At 63.6% G+C, this 24,638-nt stretch carries 24 protein-coding genes; 15 read left to right on the top strand and 9 right to left on the bottom strand.

Features of this window, described 5'->3' with window-relative positions; translation table 11 throughout:
• The first annotated feature begins 22 nt into the window (after positions 1-22).
• The 5 genes from OXH74_RS01545 (at position 23) to OXH74_RS01565 (ending at position 5,081) form a co-directional block, all read left to right on the top strand.
• Positions 23-997: a Bug family tripartite tricarboxylate transporter substrate binding protein gene (locus tag OXH74_RS01545; protein ID WP_375739788.1), complete on the top strand. Its 975-nt coding sequence runs from the start codon at positions 23-25 to the stop codon at positions 995-997.
• 134 nt (positions 998-1,131) lie between these two features.
• On the top strand, positions 1,132-1,575 hold the full coding sequence (locus OXH74_RS01550; protein ID WP_375739789.1) for a tripartite tricarboxylate transporter TctB family protein: 444 nt from the start codon (positions 1,132-1,134) through the stop codon (positions 1,573-1,575).
• Position 1,576: 1 nt separating this feature from the next.
• Complete coding sequence (locus OXH74_RS01555) at positions 1,577-3,088, top strand: tripartite tricarboxylate transporter permease (protein WP_375739790.1); 1,512 nt, start codon at positions 1,577-1,579, stop codon at positions 3,086-3,088.
• The gene (locus OXH74_RS01560) at positions 3,081-4,103 is read left to right on the top strand and encodes an AbrB family transcriptional regulator (RefSeq protein ID WP_375739791.1); all 1,023 of its coding nucleotides are present in this window, start codon (positions 3,081-3,083) and stop codon (positions 4,101-4,103) included. Before OXH74_RS01555 ends, OXH74_RS01560 begins: the two co-directional genes overlap by 8 nt.
• 117 nt (positions 4,104-4,220) lie before the next feature.
• Positions 4,221-5,081: a DUF6279 family lipoprotein gene (locus tag OXH74_RS01565; RefSeq protein WP_375739792.1), complete on the top strand. Its 861-nt coding sequence runs from the start codon at positions 4,221-4,223 to the stop codon at positions 5,079-5,081.
• Positions 5,082-5,094: 13 nt separating this feature from the next.
• Here OXH74_RS01565 and ung read toward each other — a convergent pair whose 3' ends face one another.
• Positions 5,095-5,790, bottom strand: coding sequence for a uracil-DNA glycosylase (gene ung, locus OXH74_RS01570; RefSeq protein ID WP_375741698.1), 696 nt, complete (start codon positions 5,788-5,790; stop codon positions 5,095-5,097).
• A gap of 109 nt (positions 5,791-5,899) precedes the next feature.
• On the opposite strand from ung, the gene OXH74_RS01575 reads away from it, so the two are divergent.
• On the top strand, positions 5,900-6,742 hold the full coding sequence (locus tag OXH74_RS01575) for an HDOD domain-containing protein (RefSeq protein WP_375739793.1): 843 nt from the start codon (positions 5,900-5,902) through the stop codon (positions 6,740-6,742).
• A 161-nt stretch (positions 6,743-6,903) separates the two neighbouring features.
• Here the strand turns inward: OXH74_RS01575 and OXH74_RS01580 are convergent, their stop codons facing one another.
• Positions 6,904-7,785: an AraC family transcriptional regulator gene (locus OXH74_RS01580; protein ID WP_215374363.1), complete on the bottom strand. Its 882-nt coding sequence runs from the start codon at positions 7,783-7,785 to the stop codon at positions 6,904-6,906.
• 130 nt (positions 7,786-7,915) lie between these two features.
• Between OXH74_RS01580 and OXH74_RS01585 the strand changes: the two genes are divergently transcribed.
• The 6 genes from OXH74_RS01585 to OXH74_RS01610 all read left to right on the top strand — a co-directional run bounded on the left by OXH74_RS01585 (position 7,916) and on the right by OXH74_RS01610 (position 14,034).
• Positions 7,916-9,409, top strand: coding sequence for a CoA-acylating methylmalonate-semialdehyde dehydrogenase (locus OXH74_RS01585; RefSeq protein WP_375739794.1), 1,494 nt, complete (start codon positions 7,916-7,918; stop codon positions 9,407-9,409).
• A gap of 87 nt (positions 9,410-9,496) precedes the next feature.
• Positions 9,497-10,660 carry an isobutyryl-CoA dehydrogenase gene (locus tag OXH74_RS01590; protein ID WP_375739795.1) on the top strand — a complete coding sequence of 388 codons (1,164 nt, stop codon included), beginning with the start codon at positions 9,497-9,499 and terminating at the stop codon, positions 10,658-10,660.
• A 10-nt stretch (positions 10,661-10,670) separates the two neighbouring features.
• Positions 10,671-11,489, top strand: a complete 819-nt coding sequence (locus OXH74_RS01595; RefSeq protein ID WP_375739796.1) for an enoyl-CoA hydratase — start codon at positions 10,671-10,673, stop codon at positions 11,487-11,489.
• A 23-nt stretch (positions 11,490-11,512) separates the two neighbouring features.
• On the top strand, positions 11,513-12,616 hold the full coding sequence (locus OXH74_RS01600) for an enoyl-CoA hydratase/isomerase family protein (RefSeq protein WP_375739797.1): 1,104 nt from the start codon (positions 11,513-11,515) through the stop codon (positions 12,614-12,616).
• 52 nt (positions 12,617-12,668) lie between these two features.
• A complete protein-coding gene (gene mmsB / locus OXH74_RS01605) occupies positions 12,669-13,553 on the top strand; it encodes a 3-hydroxyisobutyrate dehydrogenase (RefSeq protein WP_375739798.1) in 885 nt (294 codons plus the stop codon).
• Positions 13,554-13,695: 142 nt separating this feature from the next.
• On the top strand, positions 13,696-14,034 hold the full coding sequence (locus OXH74_RS01610; protein ID WP_375739799.1) for a tryptophan synthase subunit beta: 339 nt from the start codon (positions 13,696-13,698) through the stop codon (positions 14,032-14,034).
• Positions 14,035-14,044: 10 nt separating this feature from the next.
• Here OXH74_RS01610 and OXH74_RS01615 read toward each other — a convergent pair whose 3' ends face one another.
• Both OXH74_RS01615 and OXH74_RS01620 read right to left on the bottom strand, forming a co-directional pair.
• Positions 14,045-14,224 carry a hypothetical protein gene (locus OXH74_RS01615; protein ID WP_375739800.1) on the bottom strand — a complete coding sequence of 60 codons (180 nt, stop codon included), beginning with the start codon at positions 14,222-14,224 and terminating at the stop codon, positions 14,045-14,047.
• Positions 14,225-14,365: 141 nt separating this feature from the next.
• Positions 14,366-14,860, bottom strand: coding sequence for a hypothetical protein (locus OXH74_RS01620; protein WP_375739801.1), 495 nt, complete (start codon positions 14,858-14,860; stop codon positions 14,366-14,368).
• A gap of 231 nt (positions 14,861-15,091) precedes the next feature.
• On the opposite strand from OXH74_RS01620, the gene OXH74_RS01625 reads away from it, so the two are divergent.
• The 3 genes from OXH74_RS01625 (at position 15,092) to OXH74_RS01635 (ending at position 18,575) form a co-directional block, all read left to right on the top strand.
• Positions 15,092-16,168, top strand: a complete 1,077-nt coding sequence (locus tag OXH74_RS01625) for a DUF2157 domain-containing protein (protein ID WP_375739802.1) — start codon at positions 15,092-15,094, stop codon at positions 16,166-16,168.
• The gene (locus OXH74_RS01630) at positions 16,165-16,962 is read left to right on the top strand and encodes a DUF4824 family protein (RefSeq protein WP_375739803.1); all 798 of its coding nucleotides are present in this window, start codon (positions 16,165-16,167) and stop codon (positions 16,960-16,962) included. Before OXH74_RS01625 ends, OXH74_RS01630 begins: the two co-directional genes overlap by 4 nt.
• Before the next feature lie 119 nt (positions 16,963-17,081).
• Entirely contained in the window at positions 17,082-18,575 is a 1,494-nt protein-coding gene (locus OXH74_RS01635; RefSeq protein ID WP_375739804.1) for a diguanylate cyclase domain-containing protein, read from the top strand.
• A 51-nt stretch (positions 18,576-18,626) separates the two neighbouring features.
• Here the strand turns inward: OXH74_RS01635 and modC are convergent, their stop codons facing one another.
• The 5 genes from modC to OXH74_RS01660 form a co-directional block, all read right to left on the bottom strand.
• Positions 18,627-19,712 (bottom strand): molybdenum ABC transporter ATP-binding protein, encoded by a 1,086-nt coding sequence (gene modC, locus OXH74_RS01640; protein WP_375739805.1) that lies wholly within the window; start codon positions 19,710-19,712, stop codon positions 18,627-18,629.
• Between the two features lie 3 nt (positions 19,713-19,715).
• Positions 19,716-20,402: a molybdate ABC transporter permease subunit gene (gene modB, locus OXH74_RS01645; protein ID WP_375739806.1), complete on the bottom strand. Its 687-nt coding sequence runs from the start codon at positions 20,400-20,402 to the stop codon at positions 19,716-19,718.
• Positions 20,403-20,637: 235 nt separating this feature from the next.
• The gene (locus tag OXH74_RS01650) at positions 20,638-21,951 is read right to left on the bottom strand and encodes an NAD(P)/FAD-dependent oxidoreductase (protein WP_375739807.1); all 1,314 of its coding nucleotides are present in this window, start codon (positions 21,949-21,951) and stop codon (positions 20,638-20,640) included.
• 103 nt (positions 21,952-22,054) lie between these two features.
• Complete coding sequence (locus OXH74_RS01655; RefSeq protein WP_375739808.1) at positions 22,055-23,419, bottom strand: glutamine synthetase family protein; 1,365 nt, start codon at positions 23,417-23,419, stop codon at positions 22,055-22,057.
• A gap of 561 nt (positions 23,420-23,980) precedes the next feature.
• The gene (locus tag OXH74_RS01660; RefSeq protein WP_375739809.1) at positions 23,981-24,616 is read right to left on the bottom strand and encodes a response regulator transcription factor; all 636 of its coding nucleotides are present in this window, start codon (positions 24,614-24,616) and stop codon (positions 23,981-23,983) included.
• Positions 24,617-24,638 lie beyond the last annotated feature (22 nt).

The following is a 24,638-nucleotide window of genomic DNA, read 5'->3' on the forward strand; positions in this document are numbered from 1 at the left end:
AAAACTCCACAGGAGAACATCGATGAAAACTGCTCTCTCCCGCATCGCCCTGATCGCCTCCGGCCTACTGCTCTCGACCCAGTTGCTGGCCGAACCCAAGCGCCCCGAATGCATCGCCCCGGCCAAGCCCGGCGGCGGCTTCGACCTGACCTGCAAGCTGGCCCAGAGCGGCCTGAAGGATGGCGGGCTGCTCAAGGCGCCGATGCGCGTCACCTACATGCCGGGCGGCGTCGGTGCGGTGGCTTACAACGCCGTGGTGGCGCAGCGACCAAAGGACGCCGGGACCATCACCGCGTTCTCCTCCGGTTCCTTGCTGAACCTGGCCCAGGGCAAGTTCGGTCGCTATGACGAGAGTGCCGTGCGCTGGCTGGCCGGCATCGGCACCGACTATGGCGCCATCTCGGTTCGCGCGGACTCGCCGTACAAGACCCTGGGCGACCTGGTCGAGGCTGTGAAGAAAGATCCGGCCAGCATCGTCTTCGGCGCAGGCGCGACCATCGGTGGCCAGGACTGGATGCAAACCGCGCTGATTGCCCGCGCTGCCGGTATCGACCCGCAGAAGCTGCGCTATGTGGCCTTCGAGGGCGGTGGCGAAACACTGACCGCGATGCTCGGCGGCCACGTGCAAGTCACCAGCAGCGGCCTCGGCGAAGTCACCCCGCAACTCGCGGCCGGCAAGATCCGTGTCCTGGCCGTGCTCGCCGATGAACGCCTGCCCGGCAAACTGGCGAACCTGCCGACCGCCAAGGAACAGGGTTTCGATATCAGCTGGCCGGTGATCCGCGGCTTTTACATGGGCCCGGAAGTCAGCGACGAGGACTTCAACTGGTGGAAGCAGCAGTTCGACACCCTGCTGGCCAGCGAAGACTTCGCCAAGCTGCGTGAGCAACGCGACCTGTTCCCGCTGACGCTGACTGGTGACGAGCTGAAGACTTATGTCTTCGAGCAGGTGAAGCAGTACAAGCAGCTCGCAGGTGAATTTGGTCTCGCCCAGTAACTGATGCCCTCTCCCGTCGGGAGAGAGTAGTCCGTCGGGCCGGGTGCGGGAGGCGCGCAAACGCAAGGCTCCCTCACCCCCGGCTCCTCTCCCCAGAGGAGAGGGGAGATCCATGCATTCCTAGGTAACTCGTCATGTACGTACGAATTTTCGCTGCGGTCTGGTTGATCGTCTGCGCGTTCCTCGCCGTGGTGGCGTGGGGCTTCCAGGCACCCTTCAGCTACGACCCGGTAGGCCCGCGCGCCTATCCGCTACTGCTGTTATGCCTGATGGCCACAGCCGCTCTCTGGCTGATCTACAAACCCGGTGACGGCCCGGACCTGCCGATTTCCTGGCAGCTGGCGCGCAAGGTCGTGCTCTGCGTCCTGGCATTGGTCGCCTATGCCGTGCTGTTCGAGCCACTGGGGTTCGTCGTCAGCACTGCGCTGGTGGGCTTCAGCATGGGCCTGCTTTTCCTGGGCCGACCGCTTCCGAGCTTGGTCAGCGGTGTGTTGATGGGTGTGCTGCTCTACGGCCTGTTCGATTACCTGCTGGACGTCCCGCTGCCGCTCGGCGTACTCGGCATTCTGGAGAACTGATATGGAAACCCTGAACTTCCTGGCCCAGGGCTTCGATGTCGCCCTACGCCCGATCAACCTGCTGGTGGCCCTGTTCGGCGCCTTCGTTGGCACCGTCGTCGGCCTGCTGCCGGGCCTCGGCCCGATCAACGGTGTGGCCATCCTGCTGCCGCTGGCCTTCGCCCTTGGCCTGCCGCCGGAGACCGCGCTGATCCTGCTGGCCGCGGTTTACCTGGGCTGCGAATACGGCGGTCGCATCTCCGCCATCCTGCTCAACGTGCCCGGTGACGCCGCCGCGATCATGACCACCCTGGACGGTTACCCAATGGCGCGCCAAGGGAAGGCAGGCATCGCCCTGTCGCTGTCAGCCATGAGCTCCTTCATCGGCAGCACCATTGCCACCATTGGCGTGGTGCTCTTCGCACCGATGCTGGCGAACTGGGCAGTGGCATTCGGCCCGGCCGAGTACTTCATGCTGATGGTCTTCGCCATTGCCTGCCTGGGCGGTATGGTCGGCGACAAACCGGTGAAAACCCTGCTCTCGGCGTTGATTGGTCTCGGCCTGGCCACCGTCGGCGTAGACGCCACCACCGGCGTCTACCGCTTCACTTTCGACAGCATCGGCCTTTCTGACGGGATCCAGTTCGTCATCGTCGTCATCGGCCTGTTCAGCGTCAGCGAGGTGCTGCTGATGCTGGAGCACACGACGACCGGCCAGCAGGCGGTCAAGACCAGCGGTCGCATGCTGTTCAACTTCAAGGAGTTCACCTTCACCTGGTGGAGCAGCATACGCAGCTCCCTGGCCGGCTTCGTGATCGGCGTGCTGCCGGGAGCCGGCGCCACCATCGCCAGTGCCATTACCTACATGAGCGAGAAGCGCATGGCGGGGAGTTCCGGCCGCTTTGGCGAGGGCGACCTGCGCGGCGTAGCGGCTCCAGAGGCCGCCAACAATGCCTCGGCTTGCGGCTCGCTGATTCCCATGCTGACCCTGGGCGTGCCAGGCTCAGGCACCACCGCCGTGATGATCGGCGCCCTGAGCCTCTACAACATCACCCCCGGCCCGCTGCTGTTCGAGCAGCAGCCCGATGTGGTCTGGGGCCTGATCGCCTCGTTGTTCATCGGCAACGTCATCCTGCTGGTAATGAACATCCCGCTTGTGGGCATGTTCGCCCGCATGCTCAGCGTACCGACCTGGATCCTCGTGCCGGCGATCACCATCGTCAGCGTGGTCGGCGTCTACGCCGTGCACAGCACCACCTTTGACCTAGTGTTGATGGCGGCCCTCGGCGTATTCGGCTACCTGCTGCGCAAGATGGACTTCCCGCTGTCATCGCTGATCCTCGGCTTCGTACTGGGCGAGTTGATGGAGTCCAACCTGCGCCGTGCCCTGTCGATCACCAACGGTGATCTGGGCATTCTCTGGAGCAGTCCGATCACCATCGCCCTCTGGGCGCTGACCATTCTTATGCTGGCCCTGCCGGGTATCCGCTGGTTGCGTGCGCGCCGGGCCAAAGCGAAGCTGGCCCATGCCTAAATGGCTCCTGACGCCCCTGGTGGGCGTCGGCGGCGGCTGGCTGGCCAGCCTGGTCGGCTGGCCCCTGCCCTGGATGGTGGGCTCGCTGCTGGCGGTTATTGCCGTACGCTGCATCGGTAACAGGCCGCTCGCTGAAGTACCGGGCGGGCGCAAGTGCGGGCAATGGATAGTCGGTATCGGCATCGGTCTGCACTTCACTCCGGCGGTGATCGAACAAGTGCTGGCCCACAGCGGAATCATCCTGCTCGGCGCGATCGCCACCACCCTTTCCAGCGTGATAGGTATCAGCCTAATGCTGCGTAGCGGCGAGGATCGCGCCACCGCGTTCTTCGCCAGCATGCCGGGCGGCGCCAGCGAGATGGTCAACCTCGGCCAGCGTAACGGCGCGGTACTCAGCCGGGTTGCCGCAGGCCAGAGCCTGCGCCTGTTGCTGGTAGTGCTCAGCGTCCCGGCGTTGTTCCAATGGTTCCTCGGCGCTCCGCCCGCTTTGGGCCACGCGTCATCCACCGATTGGGGCTGGCTTGCCATGCTGCTGGCCGCTGGCGCCGCGCTGGCTTGGCTCATGCAGCGCTTTCACCAGCCCAATCCCTGGCTGATCGGGCCGTTGTTGGTCAGCGCAGCCTTCAGCATTGCCTTCGACCTGCAACTCGGTCTGCCAGAAGGCGGCAGTCAGTTGGGCCAATGGTTGATCGGCAGTGCGCTGGGCTGTCATTTCGACCGAGCCTTCTTCCGCCGCGCACCCTCTTTCATCACCCGCACGCTGCTCGCCACCTCGCTAGGGATGGCCTTCGCCGCGTTGGCCGCCGAGGCGCTTGGCTGGCTGGACGGGCTCGACCATCGCTCGCTGATGCTGGGGATGATGCCTGGAGGCATCGCGGAACTCTGCTTGACCGCCGAGGCGCTGCAGCTTTCAGTGCCCTTGGTGACGGCGTTGCAGGTGTTGCGATTGTTGTTGGTGCTGTTTCTGGCCGAGCCGGTGTTCAGACGCTGGCAGCGACTCAATAGCCATGCTTAGCCCGCCCTGTGCGGGCTTTTTTTGTTCCGCTGAGTGTTCTTACCAGATCGGCCTCCCTCACCAAATCCCCAATCGCGCAGGCTATCCTCTCCCCTATTCCCCGCCCGGAGCCCCAAAATGTCCGGCCCCCTCACCATCAGGCAACTCCTGTTCTGCATAGCCGCACTCCTGCTGGCCGCCTGCAGCCGCCTGGACCTGGCCTATCGCAACCTCGATCTGGCAATCCCCTGGTGGATCGACAGCTACGTCAGCCTCGATGACGCGCAGGAAGAATGGCTCGAACCCCGTCTGCAGCAGCACCTGGCCTGGCACTGCAAGACCCAGCTTCCGAACTACGTCGACTGGCTTACTCACCTGCGCGAACTGGCCAGCCGTTCTCGACTCGAAGCCAAGGACCTGCGCGAAGAGACCACCAAGGTCCGCAGTGCCATCCAGTCCATAGTTGTGGAAATCACACCGAGCGCGATCAGCCTGGCGGAAAGCCTGACGCCCAGGCAGTTGGGTGAGCTTTATGTCTCACTGGATGAGAAGAACGCGGAGATTCGCAAAAAGTACTTGGTTGGGGAGCCGGAGGAGCTGATCCAGGCGAGGTCCCGGCGAATGGAGCACCGCATCCGGGATTGGTTGGGCTCGACCAGTGAACGGCAAAGCAAACGTATCCGCGACTGGGCATCATCCCAGTCGCCCTATGACCGCGCCTGGGTCGAGAATCGCGAGCTCTGGCAACGGGAGCTTCGTGCGGCACTGTACGTCCATCGTACGCCGGACTTCGCGCGGCGACTGACGCTACTGCTGCAGCAACCAGAAGCCTTCTGGACCCGGGAGTTCCGGGAAGCCTTCGAACCTTCGGAACATGAACTGGCCAGCCTGCTGGCCGATCTGTTCAATGCCGCTGACAGCAAGCAGCGCTACCACCTGCGGGAACGCCTGAGCGGGATGATCAGCGACCTTCGCAACCAGTCCTGCTACCCCAAGTAGGACGGGCACCGCCTCAGAGCGTAGGCAAGCTCCAGTCGACAGGCTCCAGACCGTGCTGGACCAGGAACTTGTTGCAGCGACTGAAGTGGCCATTGCCCAAGAAGCCCCGATAAGCCGAAAGCGGCGACGGGTGAGCTGACTTCAGGATCAGGTGTTTGGTGGGGTCGATCAGCCGCTCCTTGCTCTGGGCGTGGGAGCCCCAGAGCAGGAACACGAGGTGCGGGCGTTGCTGGCTCACCACCTCGATCACCTTGTCGGTGAAGTGCTGCCAGCCAGCCGCGGCGTGGGAACCGGCCTTGGCCTGTTCAACGGTGAGGGAGGTGTTGAGCAACAGCACGCCCTGCTCCGCCCATGACTGCAGGTAGCCATGACTGGGGATGTCGATGTTCAGGTCGCGCTTGAGTTCCTTGTAGATGTTCTGCAAGGACGGCGGCGCCGGAACCCCCGGCTGCACCGAGAAGCACAGGCCATGTGCCTGACCCGGTCCGTGGTACGGGTCCTGGCCGATGATGACGACTTTCACCTTTTCCAGCGGCGTGGAGTTGAGTGCGTTGAAGATCAGCGGCCCCGGCGGGAAAATCACCTTGCCTACTGCTTTCTCCTGGCGCAGGAACTCGCCCAGGGCCTTCATATACGGCTTTTCGAACTCCTCACGCAGGGCTTCTTTCCAGCTCGGCTCGAGCTTGATGCGGTCGTCGCTTTCAGTCATCACTTTCAGGTTTCCGTGGCGCATGCCGGGGCGGTTCCCGCCCGATGGTCGGGCACCCTAAAAAATGCCCACTACCCTTGTCAATCAAGGACGGTTGGAGTTCATCGGAATGGATAATCGACATGATGCGGTGAAGCAAGAATTGGGCAACCATTTTTCCACGGGAGCCGCTGCGCTCCCGCCGCTACCGCCAAACTCCCAACGACTGCGCCACTGGTCGGCCAGCAAAGCACCCCAGCCCGCGCAGACCGGCCAACTCCTGCACCACGATCCGCTGCTGGAAAGCCGACTGCAACACTTCGCGGCGCTGCACCTGCGTCACCACCCTGATGACGAGGCAGACCTCAGCGAACTTGTCGCGCAGTTGGGGCCGCAACACCTTGGCCATCTGGTGCTTGCATTAGAACTGTGTTGCCCCTCCGAAATCCGGGAGCCTCGTTTGCAGAAAGTGCTCAACAAACGCTGGGCTCTCTCGCTGCGGCGCGCCGCCTTGAGCGCAGGGCTGGCCCAACACGTGCCCCATCTGGATAGCGTCGATGCCTTGCTGGCTGGCCTTGTGCAAGACATCGGCTGCCACCCGCTCCTCGAGGAGTTGCAACACTGGCCCCAGGTATCGCGGTTGGAATGCGACCTGCAACGCCTCTGCGACCAGCTCTCGGCCGAGCTGGGTGAAATGCTGCTCAGCGCCTGGCAACTGGAACCTGCCCTAGTCGATTGCGCGCGGTTGCGCCGTGACTGGTGCCGTCAGCACAAAGGACCGGCTGACCTCGCAGATGTCGTCCAGGTCGCCGATCAGTTGCTCGAGGAACCCCGCGATGACGACCGTCTCGCGCGACTTCCCGCCTTCCAGCGCCTGCAGCTGCCGCCCCCCCGAGAGCTGCGGCCCGAGCTGGCAGAATCGGTGGCTCTCTGGCTCAAGCTGCTGGGTGGTCGTCCAAACGAAGTCGACTGACCACCTGCAACGCCGCCCCTCCCTCCCCCAAACCCTCTCCCGATAAGGAGTTGGGGCCATTGGTGTGATGCTGAAGATTCTCACGAACCGCTTGTCTCCCCTCTCCCTCTGGGAGAGGGTGGCCGAACCGCAACAACAATACCTCCGCGCCCCCCCCTCCATCACCCCTGGTGCAGCGCCCGATAATGACTCGGCGCCATGCCCACCACCTTGCGGAAAAGGCGCGAGAAGTAATAGACGTCCTCGTAGCCCAGTTGCTCGGCAATCTGACGCACCCCTTGGTTGCCCTCATCGAGCAACCGGCAGGCATGGGCCATCTTCAGCTGGATGAAGTCCTGGATCGGCGCGTGGCCAGTCAGTGCACGGTAGGTTTTGGCGAAATGGAAGCGAGAAAGCTTGAACTGCGCCGCCAACTGATCAAGGTTGAGGCTGTCATGCAGATGGGCGCGCATGACGGCCTGCACGGCATCCACGTCCAGGACCCGGCCCGATTTCAGGAACCCGCGCACCGGCAGTACCGCAAGCGAAGTCAGCAGTGTCTGCAGCTGATGGGCCGCGTGAACGAAGTGCGGCAAGTTGAGTCCCTGCCGACGCAGGCCAAGCAGTGCATCGAAATCCGCCAGCAGGCGCGGCAACACGCCGATACGGCGTAACGCGGCCGGCCCCAAGGGGCGGAGGTATTCCTCCACCAGCTCGCCCTCGAAGTGGACCCAATAGATACTCCATGGCCGCTGCGAATCAGCGCCATAGGCGTGGGCCTGTCCCCTGGGCAGCAGCAGCAGGTCGCCGCCGCCCACCTCGAATCGTCCATCCCCGGTCTCCAGCCAGCCTTGCCCAGCGCGGCAGTAGATCAGCAGGTGATCCTCAGGTTCGAACCGTTCCATGCGATGCCCCACGGCTTCTGGGTAAAACCCCAGAGCCAAGGGGTAACAGCCCGCCGTCAGCGGGTGGCGGGCCAGCGAGCGGCGCAGGCGCGGCGGCGTGGTGAAGCGCACGCCGTTTGCCGGCAGCGGCCAGTTGGAGGTCTCGACGGAGCGGCTCATAGGGGCTCTTGAAGTCGTCAGCAATAGCAAGATCGTCCATCCCCCACCCAAGATCGTCAATCCACATCTACGCTAGTGGCAGCTATAAGAACAAAAAACAACAAGTCCCGCCTTCCGGCTGGAGGACAAGATGGCCAAGGTAATCCCGCTACTGATCGGCGGCGAATGGCGTGAAAGCCGCTCTCGCGAGCTGATCGAAATCACCGACCCGGCAACCCAGGAGGTCCTCGCCCTGGCACCCAAGGCCACGGCGGAGGAAATCGAGGAGGCGGTCGCCAGTGCCAAACAGGCCTTCCAGGACTGGCGCGAAGTCCCGGTCCCCGAACGTGCCCGCTTGATGCTGCGCTACCAGCAGCTGCTCAAGGACCATCACGACGAACTGGCCGAGCTGCTCGCCAGCGATACCGGCAAGACCTTTGCCGATGCCAAGGGCGACGTGTGGCGTGGCATCGAGGTGGTCGAACACGCGGCCAACGTCGCCAGCCTGATGATGGGCGAGACGGTGGAGAACGTCGCCCGCGAGATCGATACCGCCAGTTGGGTCCAGCCGCTCGGCGTTTGCGTCGGCATCACGCCCTTCAACTTCCCGGCGATGATTCCGTTGTGGATGTTTCCGCTGGCCATCGCCTGCGGCAACACCTTCGTCCTCAAGCCTTCCGAACAGGACCCACTGACCCCCAACCGCCTGGCTGAACTGTTCCTCGAGGCCGGTGCACCCAAAGGCGTACTGCAAGTCATCCATGGCGGCCGCGAACAGGTGGACGCCCTGCTTACCCACCCGGATGTCCGCGCCATTTCCTTCGTCGGCTCGGTGCCGGTGGGCCAGCACATCTACCGCACCGGTACCTCGCACCTCAAGCGCGTTCAGGCCTTCGCCGGCGCCAAGAACCACATGGTGGTCCTGCCTGACGCCCACAAGGACCAGGTGCTCAGCAACCTTGTCGGCGCCAGCTGCGGTGCTGCGGGGCAGCGCTGTATGGCCATCAGCGTGGCGGTATTCGTCGGTGAGGCGCGACAATGGATTCCCGAGCTGGCCACGCAGATGGTTGAACTGCGCCCCGGTCCTTGGCAGGACGGCCATGCCGCCTATGGCCCGCTGATCAGCCAGCAGGCCCGACAGCGTGTATTGCGGTTGATTGCCGAAGGCAAGGCGGAAGGCGCTGAGTGCCTGCTGGACGGCTCGCACTGCCAGGTCCCCGGTTATCCGAACGGCAACTGGCTTGGCCCAACGCTGTTCCGCGGTGTGACGGCGAAGATGGGCCTCTACCGTGAGGAGATCTTCGGTCCGGTGCTGATCTGCATGGAAGTGGACAGCCTGGAAGAGGCCATCGCCCTGGTCAACGCCAACCCATACGGCAACGGAACCAGCCTGTTCACCCGCTCAGGCGGCGCTGCGCGACACTTCCAGCACGCCGTGGAGGTCGGTCAGGTGGGCATCAACGTACCGATCCCGGTGCCCCTTCCCTTCTTCTCCTTCACCGGCTGGAAGGGCTCGTTCTATGGCGATTTGCACGCGTACGGCAAACAGGCGGTGCGCTTTTATACAGAGACCAAGACAGTCACCAGCCGCTGGTTCGACGACACGCCGGTTACCGGCCCCAACATGACCATCCACTTGAAATAGGCCCGTAGGAGTGAGTTCCGCTCGCGAAAACTCCGGAACAAGGTTCGCGAGCAAAGCTCGCTCCTACAAGTGATCAAGGCAGAGAACATGGATTTCGACCTGAACGAGGAACAGCGCCTGCTGGTGGAGAGCGCCCGCGCCTTCGCCAGCCACGAACTGGCTCCCGGAGCGGCGGACTGGGACCGCGACCATCATTTCCCGGTAGACGTGATCCGCCGCGCCGCCGAGCAGGGTTATCTGGCGCTCTACATCAATGAAGAGGACGGTGGCCTGGGGCTTTCACGCCTCAGCGCGTCGCTGATCTTCGAGCAATTGGCGGCCGGATGCGTGGCCACCACCGCTTATCTGACCATTCACAACATGGCCGCCTCGATGCTCGCCTCGTTCGGCGATGCCGAACTCAAGGCGCGCTGGCTGCCCGGCCTAGTCGGTGGCGAGCTGCTGGCGTCCTATTGCCTGACCGAGCCGGATGCCGGCTCCGACGCTGCCCACCTGCGCACGCGTGCGCGCCTCGATGGCAAAGACTATGTGCTCGATGGCAGCAAATGTTTCATTTCCGGCGCCGGTAGCACCCAGGTGCTGATCGTCATGGCGCGTACGGGTGAAGACGGCGCCAAGGGCATCTCCTGTTTCCTGGTGCCGGCCGATGCCGAAGGCGTCCGCTATGGGCGCAACGAAGACAAGATGGGCTGGCGCGCCCAACCGACCCGCACCATCACCTTCGAAGGCGTGCGCATCCCGGTGGGCAACCGCATCGGCCCCGAGGGCCAGGGGTTCGTCTACGCCATGAAAGGTCTGGACGGCGGCCGGCTGAATATCGCCAGCTGTTCCCTCGGCGCGGCCCAGGCAGCCTTGGAGCAGAGCCTGCGCTATGTGGAGGAACGCAAGCAGTTCGGCAAGCCACTGGCCGAGTTCCAGGCGCTGCAATTCAAGCTCGCTGACATGCTCACCGCGCTTACCGCCAGCCGGCAGATGGTGCGCCTGGCCGCCCACCGGCTGGACCAGCGGCATGCCGAGGCCAGTCTCTACTGCGCCATGGCCAAGCGTTTTGCAACCGATCAGTGCTTTGAGCTATGCAACGATGCGTTGCAGCTGCACGGCGGCTACGGCTACCTGAACGACTATCCTCTGGAGCGCTGGGTGCGTGATACCCGGGTGCACCAGATCCTTGAAGGCACCAATGAAATCATGCGCGTCATCGTGGCGCGCCGTTTACTGGAACAGGGCGGCATGCTTGACCGCCTGCTGTGAGGAGAACCTGATGACCACTGCCGTTGAACAGTACCAACCCGGCGTATTCGACCTGACCCACAAGCTGACCGTGGAGAAGCATGGGCACACCGCGCTGATCACCATCAACCATCCGCCGGCCAACACCTGGGATCGCGAATCGCTGATCGGCCTCAAGCAGCTGATCGAGCATCTCAACCACGACGACAACATCTACGCCCTGGTCATCACCGGCCAGGGGCAGAAGTTCTTCAGCGCCGGGGCCGACCTCAACCTGTTCGCCGACGGCGACAAGGCCCGAGCGCGGGAAATGGCCCGGCGTTTTGGCGAAGCCTTCGAAGCACTGCGCGATTTCCGTGGTGTTTCCATCGCCGCGATCAATGGCTACGCCATGGGTGGCGGCCTGGAATGCGCCCTGGCCTGCGACATCCGCATTGCCGAACGCCAGGCCCAGATGGCCTTGCCGGAAGCGACCGTGGGCCTGCTGCCCTGCGCTGGCGGCACCCAGGCCCTGCCGTGGCTGATCGGCGAAGGCTGGGCAAAGCGCATGATCCTTTGTGGCGAACGGGTCGATGCTGAAACCGCGCTGCGCATCGGCTTGGTGGAACAAGTGGTGGACAACGGCGAAGCACGTGGCACGGCCCTGTTGCTTGCGGCCAAGGTCGCGCGCCAGAGCCCGGTGGCCGTGCGCACCATCAAGCCGCTGATCCAGGGTGCGCGCGAACGCGGACCGAACGGCTGGTTGCCCGAGGAGCGGGAGCGCTTCGTCGACCTGTTCGACGCCGATGACACCCGCGAAGGCGTCAATGCCTTCCTGGAAAAACGCGATCCGCACTGGCGCAACAAGTAATCAAGAGCGCGACGAGAACGACCATGAATGTGAGTTTTGAAGAACGAATTGGCCTGCATGGCGCCCGTATCGGCATCGCCAGCCTGGATGCCGAAAGCAGCCTCAACGCCCTGTCCATGCCGATGATCGAGGCGCTGGATGCCAAGCTGCGCGCCTGGGCGGACGACCCTGAAATCGTCTGCGTTCTGCTGCGCGGCAACGGGCCGAAGGCCTTCTGTGCCGGTGGGGACGTGCGCCAACTGGTGGACGCCTGTCGCGAACACCCGGGCGAAGTGCCGCCGCTGGCGGGTCGCTTCTTCGCCGACGAGTATCGCCTCGACCATCGCATCCACACCTACCCCAAGCCACTGATCTGCTGGGCCCACGGCCATGTGCTGGGCGGTGGCATGGGGCTGATGCAGGGCGCCTCGATCCGCATCGTCACGCCGTCCAGCCGCCTGGGTATGCCGGAGATCAACATTGGCCTCTACCCTGACGTCGGCGGCAGCTGGTTCCTGGCTCGCCTGCCCGGCAAGCTGGGCCTGTTCCTCGGCCTCGGTGCGAGCACCATCAACGCACATGACGCGCTGGACCTCGACCTCGCCGACCGCTTCCTGCTCGATGACCAGCAGCACGCCTTGCTCGCCGGCCTGGTACAGCTCAACTGGCGCGACAAACCGCAGGCCCAGCTCAACAGCCTGCTCAAGGCGCTGGAGCATGAGGCCCGTGGCCAGCTACCCGAGGCCCAATGGCTGCCCCGGCGCAAGCGTATCGACGAGTTGCTGGACGTCGCCGATCTGCCTTCAGCCTGGAAGGCCATGACAGCGCTGCAACACGACAGCGACGTCCCACTGGCCCGCGCCGCCAAGACCCTCGCCGCCGGCTGCCCACTCACTGCGCATCTGGTCTGGGAGCAGATCCGCCGAGCCAAACACCTGTCCCTGGCCGATGTGTTCCGCATGGAATACGCGATGAGCCTGAACTGCTGCCGCCACCCGGAGTTTCCCGAAGGCGTGCGCGCCCGGCTGATCGACAAGGACAATGCCCCGCGCTGGCACTGGCCGGACGTCGCAGCCATTCCACAAGCTGTGATCGAGGCGCACTTCGAGCCAGTCTGGGAAGGGCCTCACCCGCTGCAGGACCTTTGATCCGAGAGACGGAGCAGGCCACCGGCCTGCTTCAACGCAAAGGAGACGCACGATGAGCAAGATCGCCTTTATCGGCCTGGGCCACATGGGCTTGCCCATGGCCCGCAACCTGCTCAAGGCCGGCCATGAACTCAAAGTCTACGACCTGGTACAGGAAGCCATCAACGAGTTGGCCGCGGAAGGTGCCAAGCCCGCCCGGGATGCTCGCGATGCGGTTGCGGGCATGCAGGTGGTGATCACCATGCTGCCGGCCAGCAAGCATGTCGAAGGGTTGCTGCTGGGTGAAGGCGGCCTGCTGGAAAGCATCCCAGCCGGCAGCCTCGTGCTGGAATGCTCGACCATTGCGCCGGACTCCGCCCGCAAGGTTCACGCGGCCGCCAAGGCTCGGGGCATCGAAATGCTGGACGCGCCGGTTTCCGGTGGCACCGCCGGCGCCGCCGCTGGAACCCTGACTTTCATGGTCGGTGGCGACGCGGCGGCACTGGAGAAGGCCCGCCCGCTCTTTGCCGCCATGGGCAAGAACATCTTCCACGCCGGCCCCGATGGTGCTGGCCAGGTCGCCAAGGTGTGCAACAACCAGTTGCTCGCCGTGCAGATGATCGGCACCGCCGAGTCGATGGCCCTGGGGGTCGCCAACGGCCTGGACCCGACGACGCTGGCAGAAATCATGCGCCAGAGCTCGGGTGGCAACTGGGTGCTGGAACGCTACAACCCCTGGCCCGGCGTGATGCTCAATGCACCGGCGAGCAAGGATTACGACGGCGGATTCATGGCCGAACTGATGGCCAAGGACCTCGGCCTGGCTCAGGAAACCGCGCAGCACAGCCTGAGCAGTACGCCCATGGGCGCCCTGGCGTTGCACCTCTATCGTCTGCTGCTCAAGCAGGGCAAGGGCAAGAAAGACTTCTCGGTGGTGCAGAAGCTGTTCACGGAGTGAGCCGGCAAGCTGGCCGCCGCCGCACCTCGACGTCAGCTGCGCCCAAGGGGCGTCTACGACAGAAGTCATTTTCTGGGCTTCAATGAGAAAGCAGCGGCAAGCGGGCCCATCACACCGCGCGTCAACAGGGAGAAGCCAGACAATGCTCCATATCCAACGCGACGATCAGGGACGTTTGATCCGTGTGGAGGCAGACCCATTTGACGGTTCCAACGGAACGCTTCAGCCCGATGCCCCGGAAGTCCAGACTTGGTACAAGCGCCTCGAAGTCCAGAACAGGCTGCTGCAACTCAAGCAGAGCGACCTGGATATGATCCGGGTGCTCGACGACCTGATCGAGGTACTGATGAGGCAGGGCGTCATCCGCATCACAGATCTCCCCGCTGCCGCCCAGTCCAAGTTGCTCAGCCGCACCCAGGCACGGGAAAACCTCGGAGGCCTCGACCGTCTGATCGAGGACGAAGATTCCGGGGTTATCTGAAGCCCAGTACTCAGTGCGTGCCGCGCAACTGAAGAATGCCGAACAACAGCATCTGAATGCGCTCCAGCCAGGGGAATGATCGGCTCCTGATACGCCGATCGAACAGGATGGCCTCGGCGATGTACGCCAACAGCACGGCCACCAGCCCCAACATTGCAAGTGCGCCTTCGGCGAACGACAGGACGTGCATAGGATTTCTCCAAGGATGGATCGGCCTCGCCGTCTACCTCGCCGCACCCCGGCTGCCCTCTGCACTTAAGGTGGGCCAATGCACTTTGCACCTGCTATCCCGCAAGCGGGCAGGCAGGTGCAAAGCATCATGGATGAGGGATTAGTAACGATTGCGCTGCGACCAGTCGCTCCGATCATGGCGCATTGGATTGTTATGCGGACGAGCCTTGTAACCCGGCTGAACCTGGTAGTGGCCCGGGTTGTTCTGTCCCCAACTCTTCAGCCGCGGCGTGTAGTCATGGCGGCGTTCCTGATAATTGTCGTACCGCGGCTGATAGCGGCGGTCGTAGCGATAATTGTGATCACGGTCGTCATAGCGCCGGTCATGACGGTATTGGTAAGGCGGCTTGTGGCGGGGTGGGTTGTAGTAAGGCTGGTTGTGGTACTTGCTGCGCTTGTCGTAATAGCGATGGGTGCCATAGCGGCGTTCATCCGCGATGTAATAGTCCGAGCGTGGGGCGTCATAATGGCCATATACCCGGTAATCGCTACCACCGTAATAACGGCCACGGTAATCGTCATAGTCATAGTCGTAAACCGCACAACCGCTCAGGGTCAGGCTCAGCAAGGCGAGTAAGAATGCTCGATAAGACATGGCGGCCTCCTTCGACCGCAAGGATGGTGCAGACCGATGTCAGCACCCAGGATTTCTCCCATTCGGTTTGACAGCATTTCCAGCCGATCATTGCGCCGTTGCCTATGGGAAAAATCCATTACCAGTTGTTGCAAAGTTCCCACCGCAGAACAGCCGATAACCCACCGCGGTTTGGCGCAAGTCACCGCAGCCGCTAGAGTTCAGTACGGCCCCATCGCACAAGGATCCGCAATGCCGCCGCTCACCCGCGACCAGGCGCAACAACGCGCTGACGATATCCAGGCGTTCTACCGCGAAGTGGAGCGTTTGCAAGAGGAGCAGGCACTGCTGCTGCCCCCCGAGCAACTCGATCGGCTGGGCGGTCACCACCAGCGGCTGCTAGCCGACTTTCGCGCCGCCTACGACATCGACCAGGACGCCCAGGCCCGTCGGCTGTCCCTGAGCATGCGCATCGCTTCCTTGCTCGGCGCCCTGGCCCTGGCCGCGAGCCTGCTGTTCTTCTTCTACCAGTTCTGGGGACTGTTCACCGAAACGGCCCAGGTCTGCATTCTCGCCGGCTCGTCTATCGGCACCCTCCTGCTGACCTTTCTGGTTCGCCGCCGCGACCCATCGGGCTACTTCTGCCGACTGGCCGCCACCCTCGCCTTTGCTTGCTTCGTACTGAACATCAGCATGCTCGGGCAGATTTTCAACATCACTCCGAGCGACCGCGCCCTGCTGCCCTGGGCTGCCTATGCGCTTCTCCTGGCCTATGCCTGCGAATCCCGGCTGCTGCTGGGCGCCGGCCTAGTCTGCATCCTGGCGCTGATCGCCACCCGCCTGGCGAGCTGGACCGGCTTTTACTGGCTCGACGTCGTCGAGCGGCCGGAACACCTGTTGCCTGCCGCACTGCTGATCTTCCTCGTGCCACTGTTCATCTCCCAGGCACGCTACCAGGGCTTTGCCAGCACCTACCGGGTCATCGGGCTGCTCGGGCTGTTCATTCCCGTGCTGGCCCTGGCCAACTGGAGCAATGGCAGCTACCTGCCGTTCGATGACGATCTGGTGGAAGGCTTCTACCAGCTCCTCGGGTTCGCCGGCGCAGCCCTGACCATCTGGTTTGGCAATCGTCGCGATTGGCCAGAGGTGGTACACACCGGCCTGCTGTTCTTTGTGATCTTCCTCTACATCAAGCTGTTCGACTGGTGGTGGGAGGTCATGCCCAAATACCTGTTCTTCCTCGTGCTTGGACTGGTCGCGGTCCTGATCCTGCTGATACTCGGCCGCCTGCGCCGCGTCCAGGGACGCAAGGGAGGGACCGCAGCATGAGCATTCTCAAACCCCGTCACGGCCTGCTCGCGGGCCTTGCCATCATCCTCCTGGCCAATGCCGTCGCCCTGGCCGGCGTCTGGCAGAACCGAACCGGGGAGCCGGAAAGTCGCCTGCTGCTCTCCGGGCGCGAATTGCAGCGTGACCACGAATGGTCGCGGAAGGAGAACAGCGGCCTGACGCTTCGGCTGGATTGGCGCCGCCCAAGCAAGGCAGACGGCGACGATCGTTACCTGCGCCAGCCGCTCGACGAAGCGCAGTTGCTTGCTCTGGGCTTTCGCGCTCCCGATAAGGGCAAACCCCGCCCTCAGCGCAACAATCGTCGTCGTGAAGCGTTGGTGGTACTGGAACTCGATGGCCCCGCCTACCAGGCAGAAATGGAACGTGAATCGCAACGCCGCGAACGCGCCCGCCGGGCCCTCGCGGCAGAGCCCGGCGACAAGCACCTGCAGGATGCTGACCGCGCCGCGCAACAAGCCCTGGAACGTGAAAAAACGCAGCAGAGCAGACTCTTCGCCGTGGACGTCGGGCTGGACCGCCAGGCATTGCGCCAGCGCTATCCCGATCGCGAGCGTTACGCCATCGTACCCGGCACGGTTCAGGCCTGGCTCCATGAAGGGCAGCTGCAAGGCCAGCTCAGCCAACTGCGCATCAGCACGATCAATGTGCCGTACGCCTGGCGCCACCCTCTGGGCGAGCGCCTGGCCTCGGAAAAAGCCCAATTCTTAGTACAGGTCAGCTTTGGCCAGCGCCTGGAGCCCTGGGTCAGCGCCGCCCCTGACCTTGAGCGGTAAGGCCTGGGACGCGCCTGGCAATTGATTGAATAGCTGTATGAATTTACTGCAAGCCAGCAGTGACGCCATTTCCACCGCACGCTAGCATTGCGCCATTAAAATTGAGGTCGCCGTCCCTGATGCTGCTGAAAGAACATTCCAAGAACGGCCAGCAGTTGCTGGTCCTCATGCTGGTGCTTCTGCTTGGCAGCGGCTTCCTGGCAACCTCGCTGGTCAGCTACCAGGCCTCGTTGAAATCCATCCGCAACAGCATCGTCAATACCGAGCTACCGCTGACCTCCGACAACGTCTACTCGGAAATTCAGAAGGATCTGGTACGCCCGATCCTGATCTCCTCGATGATGAGCCGCGACACCTTCGTCCGCGACTGGGTCATGAAGGGCGAAAAGGACGTCGAGCAGATGACCCGCTACCTGCATGAAGTGCAGGACCACTACGGCGCCTTCACCAGCTTCTTCGTCTCCGACCGTACGCTCACCTACTACCAGAGCAAAGGCGTGCTCAAGCAGGTGAGCCGGCAGGAGCCACGCGACGTCTGGTACTTCCGCGTGCGCGACATGAAGGAACCCTACGAGATCAATGTCGATGTCGACCTGGCCAACCAGGACCGCCTGACCATCTTCATCAACTACAAGGTGTTCGACTACGAGAACCGCTTCCTGGGGGCCACGGGTGTCGGGCTGGCGGTGGACGCGGTGATCAAGCTGATCGACGACTACCAGCGTCGCTACGACCGCAGCATCTACTTCGTCGACACCACGGGGCGCATAGTCCTGACCGGCGCACAGAGCGGCCCGATAGGCGCCAAGGTCGGTCAGTCGCTCAGCGAGATCCCCGGCCTGAAGGACCTGCAAGCGAAACTGAAGCGCCCGCAGAGTGGCAAGTTCGAATACCACGAGCAGGGCCGCAATCACTTCCTCAACGTGCGCTACATCCCCGAACTGGACTGGTACCTCTTCGTCGACAAACACGAAGGCGGGCTGCTGGACAGCATACGCAAGACGCTCTACCTGAACCTGCTGATCTGCCTGGTCGTCACCGTGGTGGTGCTGATCCTGGTGAACCGACAGATCCGCCGCTACCAGACGCGAATCACCGATCTAGCCAATGCCGACAGCCTAACCGGCCTCCCCAACCGCCGTGGTTTCCAGCTCCTTGCCGGACAGGCCCTGCAGGAAGCGCGGCGCGACCGCAAGCCGCTGGTGGCCCTGCTGCTGGATCTCGATCACTTCAAAATGCTCAATGACACCTACGGTCACCAGGCCGGCGATCTGGTGCTTCAGGGCTTCTCCCAGAACCTGCGCGACAGCCTGCGGCAATCCGACATCATCTGTCGTTGGGGCGGGGAGGAATTCATCATCCTGCTCAAGGACACCGGCAACGCGAACGCGCGCCAACTCGCGGAAAAGATCCGCAAGGAGATCGCCAGCAAGCGCTACCCGTACAAAGGCGTGAACCTGTCGGTCACCACCAGCATCGGCCTGGCGGAAATGCATCCGGACGATTCCCTGGACAGCCTCCTCAGCCGCGCCGACAAGGGCCTGTATCGGGCAAAGCAATCGGGGCGCGACTGTGTCTGCGTGGAGCCCTCAGGCAATCTCGACACCCTGTAGGTTGCTGCGGGCCGCGCAGGTCAGAGCGCAGCGAAGCCCAAAGTGCGGTGATCAGGCCAGCAACGCCACCGATTTGATCTGCGCCCAGAGCGCCTGCCCGGGGTACAGCCCCAACTGGTCGCGTGAGTAGCGGGTGATCCGCGCCAGCAGAGGCGTGCCATCGGCTTCCAGGCGCACCAGCACATGGGCCGGATTGGCCGCCGGGGCCTCGGCGACGACTCGTGCCGGCAACAGGTTGAGGATGCTGCTATCGCGCTGCTTCTCCAGGCTCAGGCTGACGTCCCGCGCCAATATGCGAAAGCGCAGCGGGTGACCTTCCGCCACCGGCGAATGGGCTACGCGCACGCTCAGGGCACCGCCAGGCAGCGCCAGGCTGAGCAGTTGGTAGTGCGCGTCGAAGGATTGCACGCGGCCCTCGATCACCACGCCGGCATCGTCGTCCTGGGCAGTTGGCAGATCCAACCGTGGCAATGTCTGCTCCAGGGGACCGCTGGCCAGTACCTGGCCGCCCTCCAGCAACACCAGGTGATCGGCCAGCCGCGCTACCTCGTCCGGCGAGTGACTGACGTAGAGCAGCGGGATATCCAGCTCATCGTGCAGGCGCTCGAGGTACGGCAGGATCTCCGCCTTGCGCTTGAAGTCCAGGGCCGCCAGGGGCTCGTCCATCAACAGCAGGCGCGGGCTGGTCAGCAGCGCGCGGGCGATCCCCACGCGCTGGCGCTCACCACCGGACAGGCGCTCCGGCATGCGCTCCAGCAGATGCTCGATACCGAGCAACTCTACCGCCTGCTCCAGGCGCACCCGTCGCTCCCGCGCCGGGATGCGCTTTTCCCCGAACGCCAGGTTACGTTGTACCGAAAGATGCTCGAACAGACTGGCCTCTTGGAATACGTAGCCCAGAGGTCGCTTGTGAGTCGGCAGGAAGACGCCACTGGCGCTGTCCTGCCAGCGTTCGCCGTTGACCTCGAGGTACCCGTCAGCCGCCCGCTCCAGCCCGGCAATGCAACGCAGCAGGCTGGTCTTGCCTGAGCCGGAGTGGCCGAACAGCGCCGTGATGCCGCGCCCCGGCAGGCTGAGGTCCGCCGCCAGTTCGAAGCCGGGGTGCTTGAGGCGAAAACGCGCGTGAATCTGATGCATGGCTCAGGTCCAGCCAGGTTTCAGGCGCCGGCTGGTATTGAGCGCCAGCAGGATGAGGAAGGAGAACAGCAGCATGCCACCCGCCAGCCAATGGGCCTGGGCGTACTCCATGGCCTCGACATGGTCGAAGATCTGTACCGAGACCACACGAGTCTTCTCGGGGATATTGCCGCCGATCATCAGCACCACGCCGAACTCGCCCACCGTATGCGCAAAGCCAAGGATCGAGGCCGTGACGAAGCCCGGTCGGGCCAGCGGCAGCACCACGCTGAAGAAGGTATCCCAAGGCCCCGCTCGCAGTGTCGCGGCCACCTCCAGCGGGCGCGCGCCAATGGCGCTGAATGCGTTCTGCAACGGCTGCACCACGAAGGGCATCGAGTAGATCACCGAGCCCACCACCAGGCCGGCGAAGGTAAAGGGCAAAGTGCCCAGGCCCAGGCTCTGGGTGAACTGCCCGATGAAGCCATGGGGACCCATGCTCACCAGCAGGTAAAAGCCGATCACCGTAGGCGGCAGCACCAGCGGCAGCGCCACAACCGCCGCCACCACGCCCTTGAGCCGCGACGAGGTTCGCGCCAGCCACCAGGCGATGGGTGTACCTATCACCAACAGTAGCAGGGTGGTCAGGGTCGCCAGTTCCAGGGTCAGCCAGATGGCCGCCAGGTCGGAGCGGTCGAGAGGGGAAGTCATGGGATGGCCCAGTAACCGAGTTTCGCTATGTTGCGGACTATATAGCGAAGTCGGGCCGGTGGGGAGCGCCAATTCGGGCGGATTCCTCCCTCACCTCCGGCCCCTCTCCCGGAGGGAGAGGGGAGAAAAGGCCAATGCGAGAAAATCTTCACCGTCGTAGGAGCCAGCTTGCTGGCGAACACCGCCGGACAGCTTCGCGAGCAAGCTCGCTCCTACGGAACGGCAAAGACTGCAATCAGCGGAGCTTTTCCAGCATCTGGTAGTACCACATGCCAACGGCCAGCATGCTGTTGCCCAGACGCTCGCTCAGCGGCACGCGGATGTGTGAACAACCGGCGAAGGTATCGAAACGCTCCAGGCTGCCGCTCATGGCGTTGGCCATGATCTCGCCCATGATGTGGGTGGTCGCCACGCCGTGGCCGGAGTAGCCCTGGCAGTACCAGACGTTCTTCGACACCTTGCCCAGCTGCGGGATGCGGTTGATAACGATGCCCATGGCACAGCTCCACTTGAAGTCGATCTCCACGCCCTTGAGCTTTGGGAACGTGCGTTCGATACAGGGGCGCAGCTCGGCCTCGATGTCCCGAGAATCGCGTCCGGAGTAGTTGGCGCCACCGCCGAACAGCAAGCGTCCGTCGGCGGTCATGCGGTAGTAATCGAGCACGAAGCGGCAGTCGTACACGGCCATGTCCTGCGGGTTCAGCTCGCGCGCCAGGTCGCCCAGCGGCTTGGTGGTGACGATGCCGCCCATGGCCGGGAAGATCATGCCCTTGAGCTTGCGTCGCTCCAGTTTGTGGTAGACATCGCCGGCCAGCAGGATCTGCTGCGCGTTGATCCGGCCTTTGGCGGTAACCACAGCGGGGCGGTCGCCGTGGATGATGTCCAGCACCTCGGAGTGTTCGAAGATCTGCGCCCCCAGGCTGGCCGCTGCCTTGGCTTCACCAATGCATAGGTTGAGCGGGTGCAGGTGCATGTTGCGGGTGTTCTTGATGGCCCCGCAGTAGAGATCGGAATCCAGATGCTGGCGCATGCCGGCGGCATCGAGCAGCGTCACATCGTCGCCCATGCCACGGCGCACGGCTTCCTCATAGGATGCCTTCAGCTCGTCCATGTGCGCCGGCTTCATCGCCGCGTGCAGGTGGCCGTGCTTCAAATCGCACTGGATGCCGTACTTGGCCACACGGTTCTGGATGATGTCGTGACCGCGCCAACGCAGGTGCCAGATGAAATCATCCACCTCGGCGCCGATGCGGCGACTCATCTGCTTGCGCATGGCCTCATCGCCCGACAGGCTGCCGGTCACCTGGCCGCCGTTGCGGCCGGTGGCACCCCAGCCGACCTTGTGGGTTTCAACCAACGCCACCTTGTAGCCGCGCTCGGCCATTTCCACTGCCGTTGCAACGCCAGTGAAGCCCCCGCCGATGATGGCGACGTCGACATTCACCTCGCCTTGCAGGGTCGGGTAGGCGGTTTCCTCGTTGAGTGTCGCTGCGTAATAGGAAGGGCTGCGCTCGGCTGCCGGGAGTGTGTGTTTGATTGCTGCAGTCATGGATGAATCCTTTGGTGGTGCCTGGAGCCCGTACGGCAGGCCCTTGGCCTGCTTGGCGAATGAATTCGCCCCTACAGCTCCATTCAATGCTTGGAATCAGGGCTCAGGCCTGGGTCAGGTACCAGCTCCAGTCCTGCTCGCCGACCTCGGCCATGAACTGGCGGTACTCGGCACGCTTGACGGCGAGGTAGACGCCAAGGAAAGCGTTGCCGAAGGCATCGCGCGCCCAGCTGGACTGCTCCAGCGCGCGGATGGAGGTCAGCCAGTCGGTGGGCAGCAACTCCTTGGCCTGGGCGTAACCATTGCCTTCTACCGGTGCGCCCGGATCGATGTTCTCGCGAATGCCGCGGTGGATACCGGCGAGGATGGCGGCAGCGGCCAGGTAAGGGTTGGCGTCAGCGCCACAGATGCGGTGCTCGATGTGCCGGCTATTGGCCGGGCCGCCCGGCACACGGAGGCTGACGGTGCGGTTATCCACACCCCAGGTCGGTGCCAGTGGTGCGTAGCTGTTGGCCTGGAAGCGGCGGTAGGAGTTGGCGTTGGGGCAAAACAGCAGCAGCGAGTCGAGCAGGCTGGTGAGCATGCCGCCCACGGCCTGACGCAGCAGCGGCGTACCGGCCGGGTCTTCGCTGGCGAACTGGTTGTGACCTTCGGCGTCAGCCAGACTCACGTGCATGTGCATGCCGGTGCCGGCAATTTCGGCGAACGGCTTGGCCATGAAGCAGGCCTGCATGCCGTGGGCGTTGGCCACGCCCTTGACCACGCGCTTGTAACGCACGGCCTGGTCCATGGCTTCCAGCGCATCACCATGTTCCAGGGTAATTTCCACCTGGCCCGGCGCATATTCGGAAATCGCCGTACGCGCCGGGATGCCCTGGGCCTTGCAGGCCGCATAGAGGTCGGCAAGGAAGGGTTCGATCTGCTCCAGTTCGCGCAGGCCATATACCTGGGTGCCGCGAGGACGGTTGCCGTCGGTGTCCAGCGCCGGTTGCGGTCGGCCCTGGGCGTCGCGCTTCTGGTCCAGCAGGTAGAACTCCAGCTCGCAGGCCATGACCGGGTAATAGCCGTCGGCCTTGAGACGATCGATCACCTCGATCAGCACATGGCGCGGATCGGCGATGGCGGCCGGCATGCCTTCCTGCGGGTGCATGCTGACCTGCACCGCTGCGGTGGCCATCTTGCGCCAAGGTAGGCGCACCAGGCTGCCCGCCAGCGGGTAGGCGCGGCAATCGATGTCGCCCACCTCCCAGACCAGCCCGGAGTTCTCCACGTCTTCGCCGTGCATGGTCAAGCCAAGGATGGTGCTGGGCAGTGGACGACCGGTTTCATAGACGGCCAGGAGTTCGTCGCGGTGCAGCAGCTTGCCGCGCGGCACGCCGTTAGCGTCGAGGATGAAGAGTTCGAAGGCGTCGATGTCCGGGTTCTGCTCGAGGAAATCCCGGGCTTCCTGCACGCTGGCAAAATTCATATGGCTCTCTTTTAGTGCCCATGGGCACGCAAGCAGCCCCCGCCCAACTGGCAGGGACGAAACGTCATGATCTGAAGTGTGGAGCGACCACCGCGATATCGGCGGCAGAGCTGGGTCAGACGGGAGAGCTATCCGGCGGGCGGGCGTGGCGGCAATGCCATAGCGCCCAGAAGGCAAGTTCGAGCGGCAGGGATATCAACAGGTCAACGGCCCACTTGCGGGAGAAGAGGACCTTGGGCGCGACTCCAGGCGCACGCCGAGCGGCGCGGACCTGCCCAAGGGACAAGGCGGCGAGCGGCGAGGTATTTGGAGTGGGACAACCCATGAGCAAGCGTCGTGTTATTGGAATGCGAGGAGACTCGCACGCCGTCATGGGTCAATAAAATGCAGGATTGATTATCTTTGATTCAGTGCTGGCTAAACATTCTGTAGCAGCCAGCTTGCTGGAGAATGGCATGGCGATTTCCGAGCAAGCTCACTCCTACGGGCAATCCGTCGACCGCCCCTGTGGCAATGAATTCATTCACGACTGAAATCGCCCCTACACCAGCCAACACGATCTCACCGCAACCTCAACGGATCCACCAACCCCGCCACGATCGCCATGGCCACGAGGTCGGGCAGCCGCTCTGCCTGCATGCGTTTCATCACACGGGCGCGGTAGAGATCGACGGTCTTCACGCTGATGTCCAGCTGCTCGGCAATTTCGCGGTTGGTGTAGCCCTGCACCAGCGGCACCAGCACGTCGCGCTCGCGCGGGGTGAGGCTGGCCAGGCGCTCTTGCAACTGGTTGTGGCCGTTCGTGCCGGAGCGACGCTCGTCCATGCTGCTCAGGGCCTGCTGCACACTGTCGAGCAGCAGTTGCTCGTTGTAGGGCTTCTCGATGAAGTCGTGCGCGCCGGCCTTGAAGGCGCGCACCACGATGGGCACATCGGCGTGACCGCTGACGAAGATCACCGGCAGATCGAGACCGCGGTTACGCATCTCCTCCTGCACGTTGAGGCCGCCCATGCCCGGCATGCGTACATCCAGCAGCACGCAGGCGTTGAGGCTGTCGTCGCAGGCGTCAAGGAAGGCACGGCCGCTGGTGAAGGGCAATGCCTTGAGGCCCACGGACTCCAGCAACCACACAGTGGAGTCGAGCATGCCCTGGTCGTCATCCACCACGTAGACCACCTGCTCCGCCCCGATCGACATCGTTCTCCTCTCCTATCCCGTT

Source organism: Metapseudomonas boanensis (assembly GCF_042232855.1).
GTDB lineage: Bacteria > Pseudomonadota > Gammaproteobacteria > Pseudomonadales > Pseudomonadaceae > Metapseudomonas > Metapseudomonas boanensis.

Coding starts and splice junctions, on each gene's coding strand:
- OXH74_RS01585 (WP_375739794.1), top strand. CDS start 7,916: ATGGCCAAGGTAATCCCGCTACTGATCGGCGGCGAATGGCGTGAAAGC.
- OXH74_RS01600 (WP_375739797.1), top strand. CDS start 11,513: ATGAATGTGAGTTTTGAAGAACGAATTGGCCTGCATGGCGCCCGTATC.
- modC (WP_375739805.1), bottom strand. CDS start 19,712: ATGCATCAGATTCACGCGCGTTTTCGCCTCAAGCACCCCGGCTTCGAA.
- OXH74_RS01635 (WP_375739804.1), top strand. CDS start 17,082: ATGCTGCTGAAAGAACATTCCAAGAACGGCCAGCAGTTGCTGGTCCTC.
- OXH74_RS01615 (WP_375739800.1), bottom strand. CDS start 14,224: ATGCACGTCCTGTCGTTCGCCGAAGGCGCACTTGCAATGTTGGGGCTG.
- OXH74_RS01560 (WP_375739791.1), top strand. CDS start 3,081: ATGCCTAAATGGCTCCTGACGCCCCTGGTGGGCGTCGGCGGCGGCTGG.
- OXH74_RS01625 (WP_375739802.1), top strand. CDS start 15,092: ATGCCGCCGCTCACCCGCGACCAGGCGCAACAACGCGCTGACGATATC.
- OXH74_RS01630 (WP_375739803.1), top strand. CDS start 16,165: ATGAGCATTCTCAAACCCCGTCACGGCCTGCTCGCGGGCCTTGCCATC.
- OXH74_RS01580 (WP_215374363.1), bottom strand. CDS start 7,785: ATGAGCCGCTCCGTCGAGACCTCCAACTGGCCGCTGCCGGCAAACGGC.
- OXH74_RS01590 (WP_375739795.1), top strand. CDS start 9,497: ATGGATTTCGACCTGAACGAGGAACAGCGCCTGCTGGTGGAGAGCGCC.
- OXH74_RS01565 (WP_375739792.1), top strand. CDS start 4,221: ATGTCCGGCCCCCTCACCATCAGGCAACTCCTGTTCTGCATAGCCGCA.
- modB (WP_375739806.1), bottom strand. CDS start 20,402: ATGACTTCCCCTCTCGACCGCTCCGACCTGGCGGCCATCTGGCTGACC.
- OXH74_RS01655 (WP_375739808.1), bottom strand. CDS start 23,419: ATGAATTTTGCCAGCGTGCAGGAAGCCCGGGATTTCCTCGAGCAGAAC.
- ung (WP_375741698.1), bottom strand. CDS start 5,790: ATGACTGAAAGCGACGACCGCATCAAGCTCGAGCCGAGCTGGAAAGAA.
- OXH74_RS01620 (WP_375739801.1), bottom strand. CDS start 14,860: ATGTCTTATCGAGCATTCTTACTCGCCTTGCTGAGCCTGACCCTGAGC.
- OXH74_RS01595 (WP_375739796.1), top strand. CDS start 10,671: ATGACCACTGCCGTTGAACAGTACCAACCCGGCGTATTCGACCTGACC.
- OXH74_RS01550 (WP_375739789.1), top strand. CDS start 1,132: ATGTACGTACGAATTTTCGCTGCGGTCTGGTTGATCGTCTGCGCGTTC.
- mmsB (WP_375739798.1), top strand. CDS start 12,669: ATGAGCAAGATCGCCTTTATCGGCCTGGGCCACATGGGCTTGCCCATG.
- OXH74_RS01555 (WP_375739790.1), top strand. CDS start 1,577: ATGGAAACCCTGAACTTCCTGGCCCAGGGCTTCGATGTCGCCCTACGC.
- OXH74_RS01650 (WP_375739807.1), bottom strand. CDS start 21,951: ATGACTGCAGCAATCAAACACACACTCCCGGCAGCCGAGCGCAGCCCT.
- OXH74_RS01660 (WP_375739809.1), bottom strand. CDS start 24,616: ATGTCGATCGGGGCGGAGCAGGTGGTCTACGTGGTGGATGACGACCAG.
- OXH74_RS01545 (WP_375739788.1), top strand. CDS start 23: ATGAAAACTGCTCTCTCCCGCATCGCCCTGATCGCCTCCGGCCTACTG.
- OXH74_RS01610 (WP_375739799.1), top strand. CDS start 13,696: ATGCTCCATATCCAACGCGACGATCAGGGACGTTTGATCCGTGTGGAG.
- OXH74_RS01575 (WP_375739793.1), top strand. CDS start 5,900: ATGGATAATCGACATGATGCGGTGAAGCAAGAATTGGGCAACCATTTT.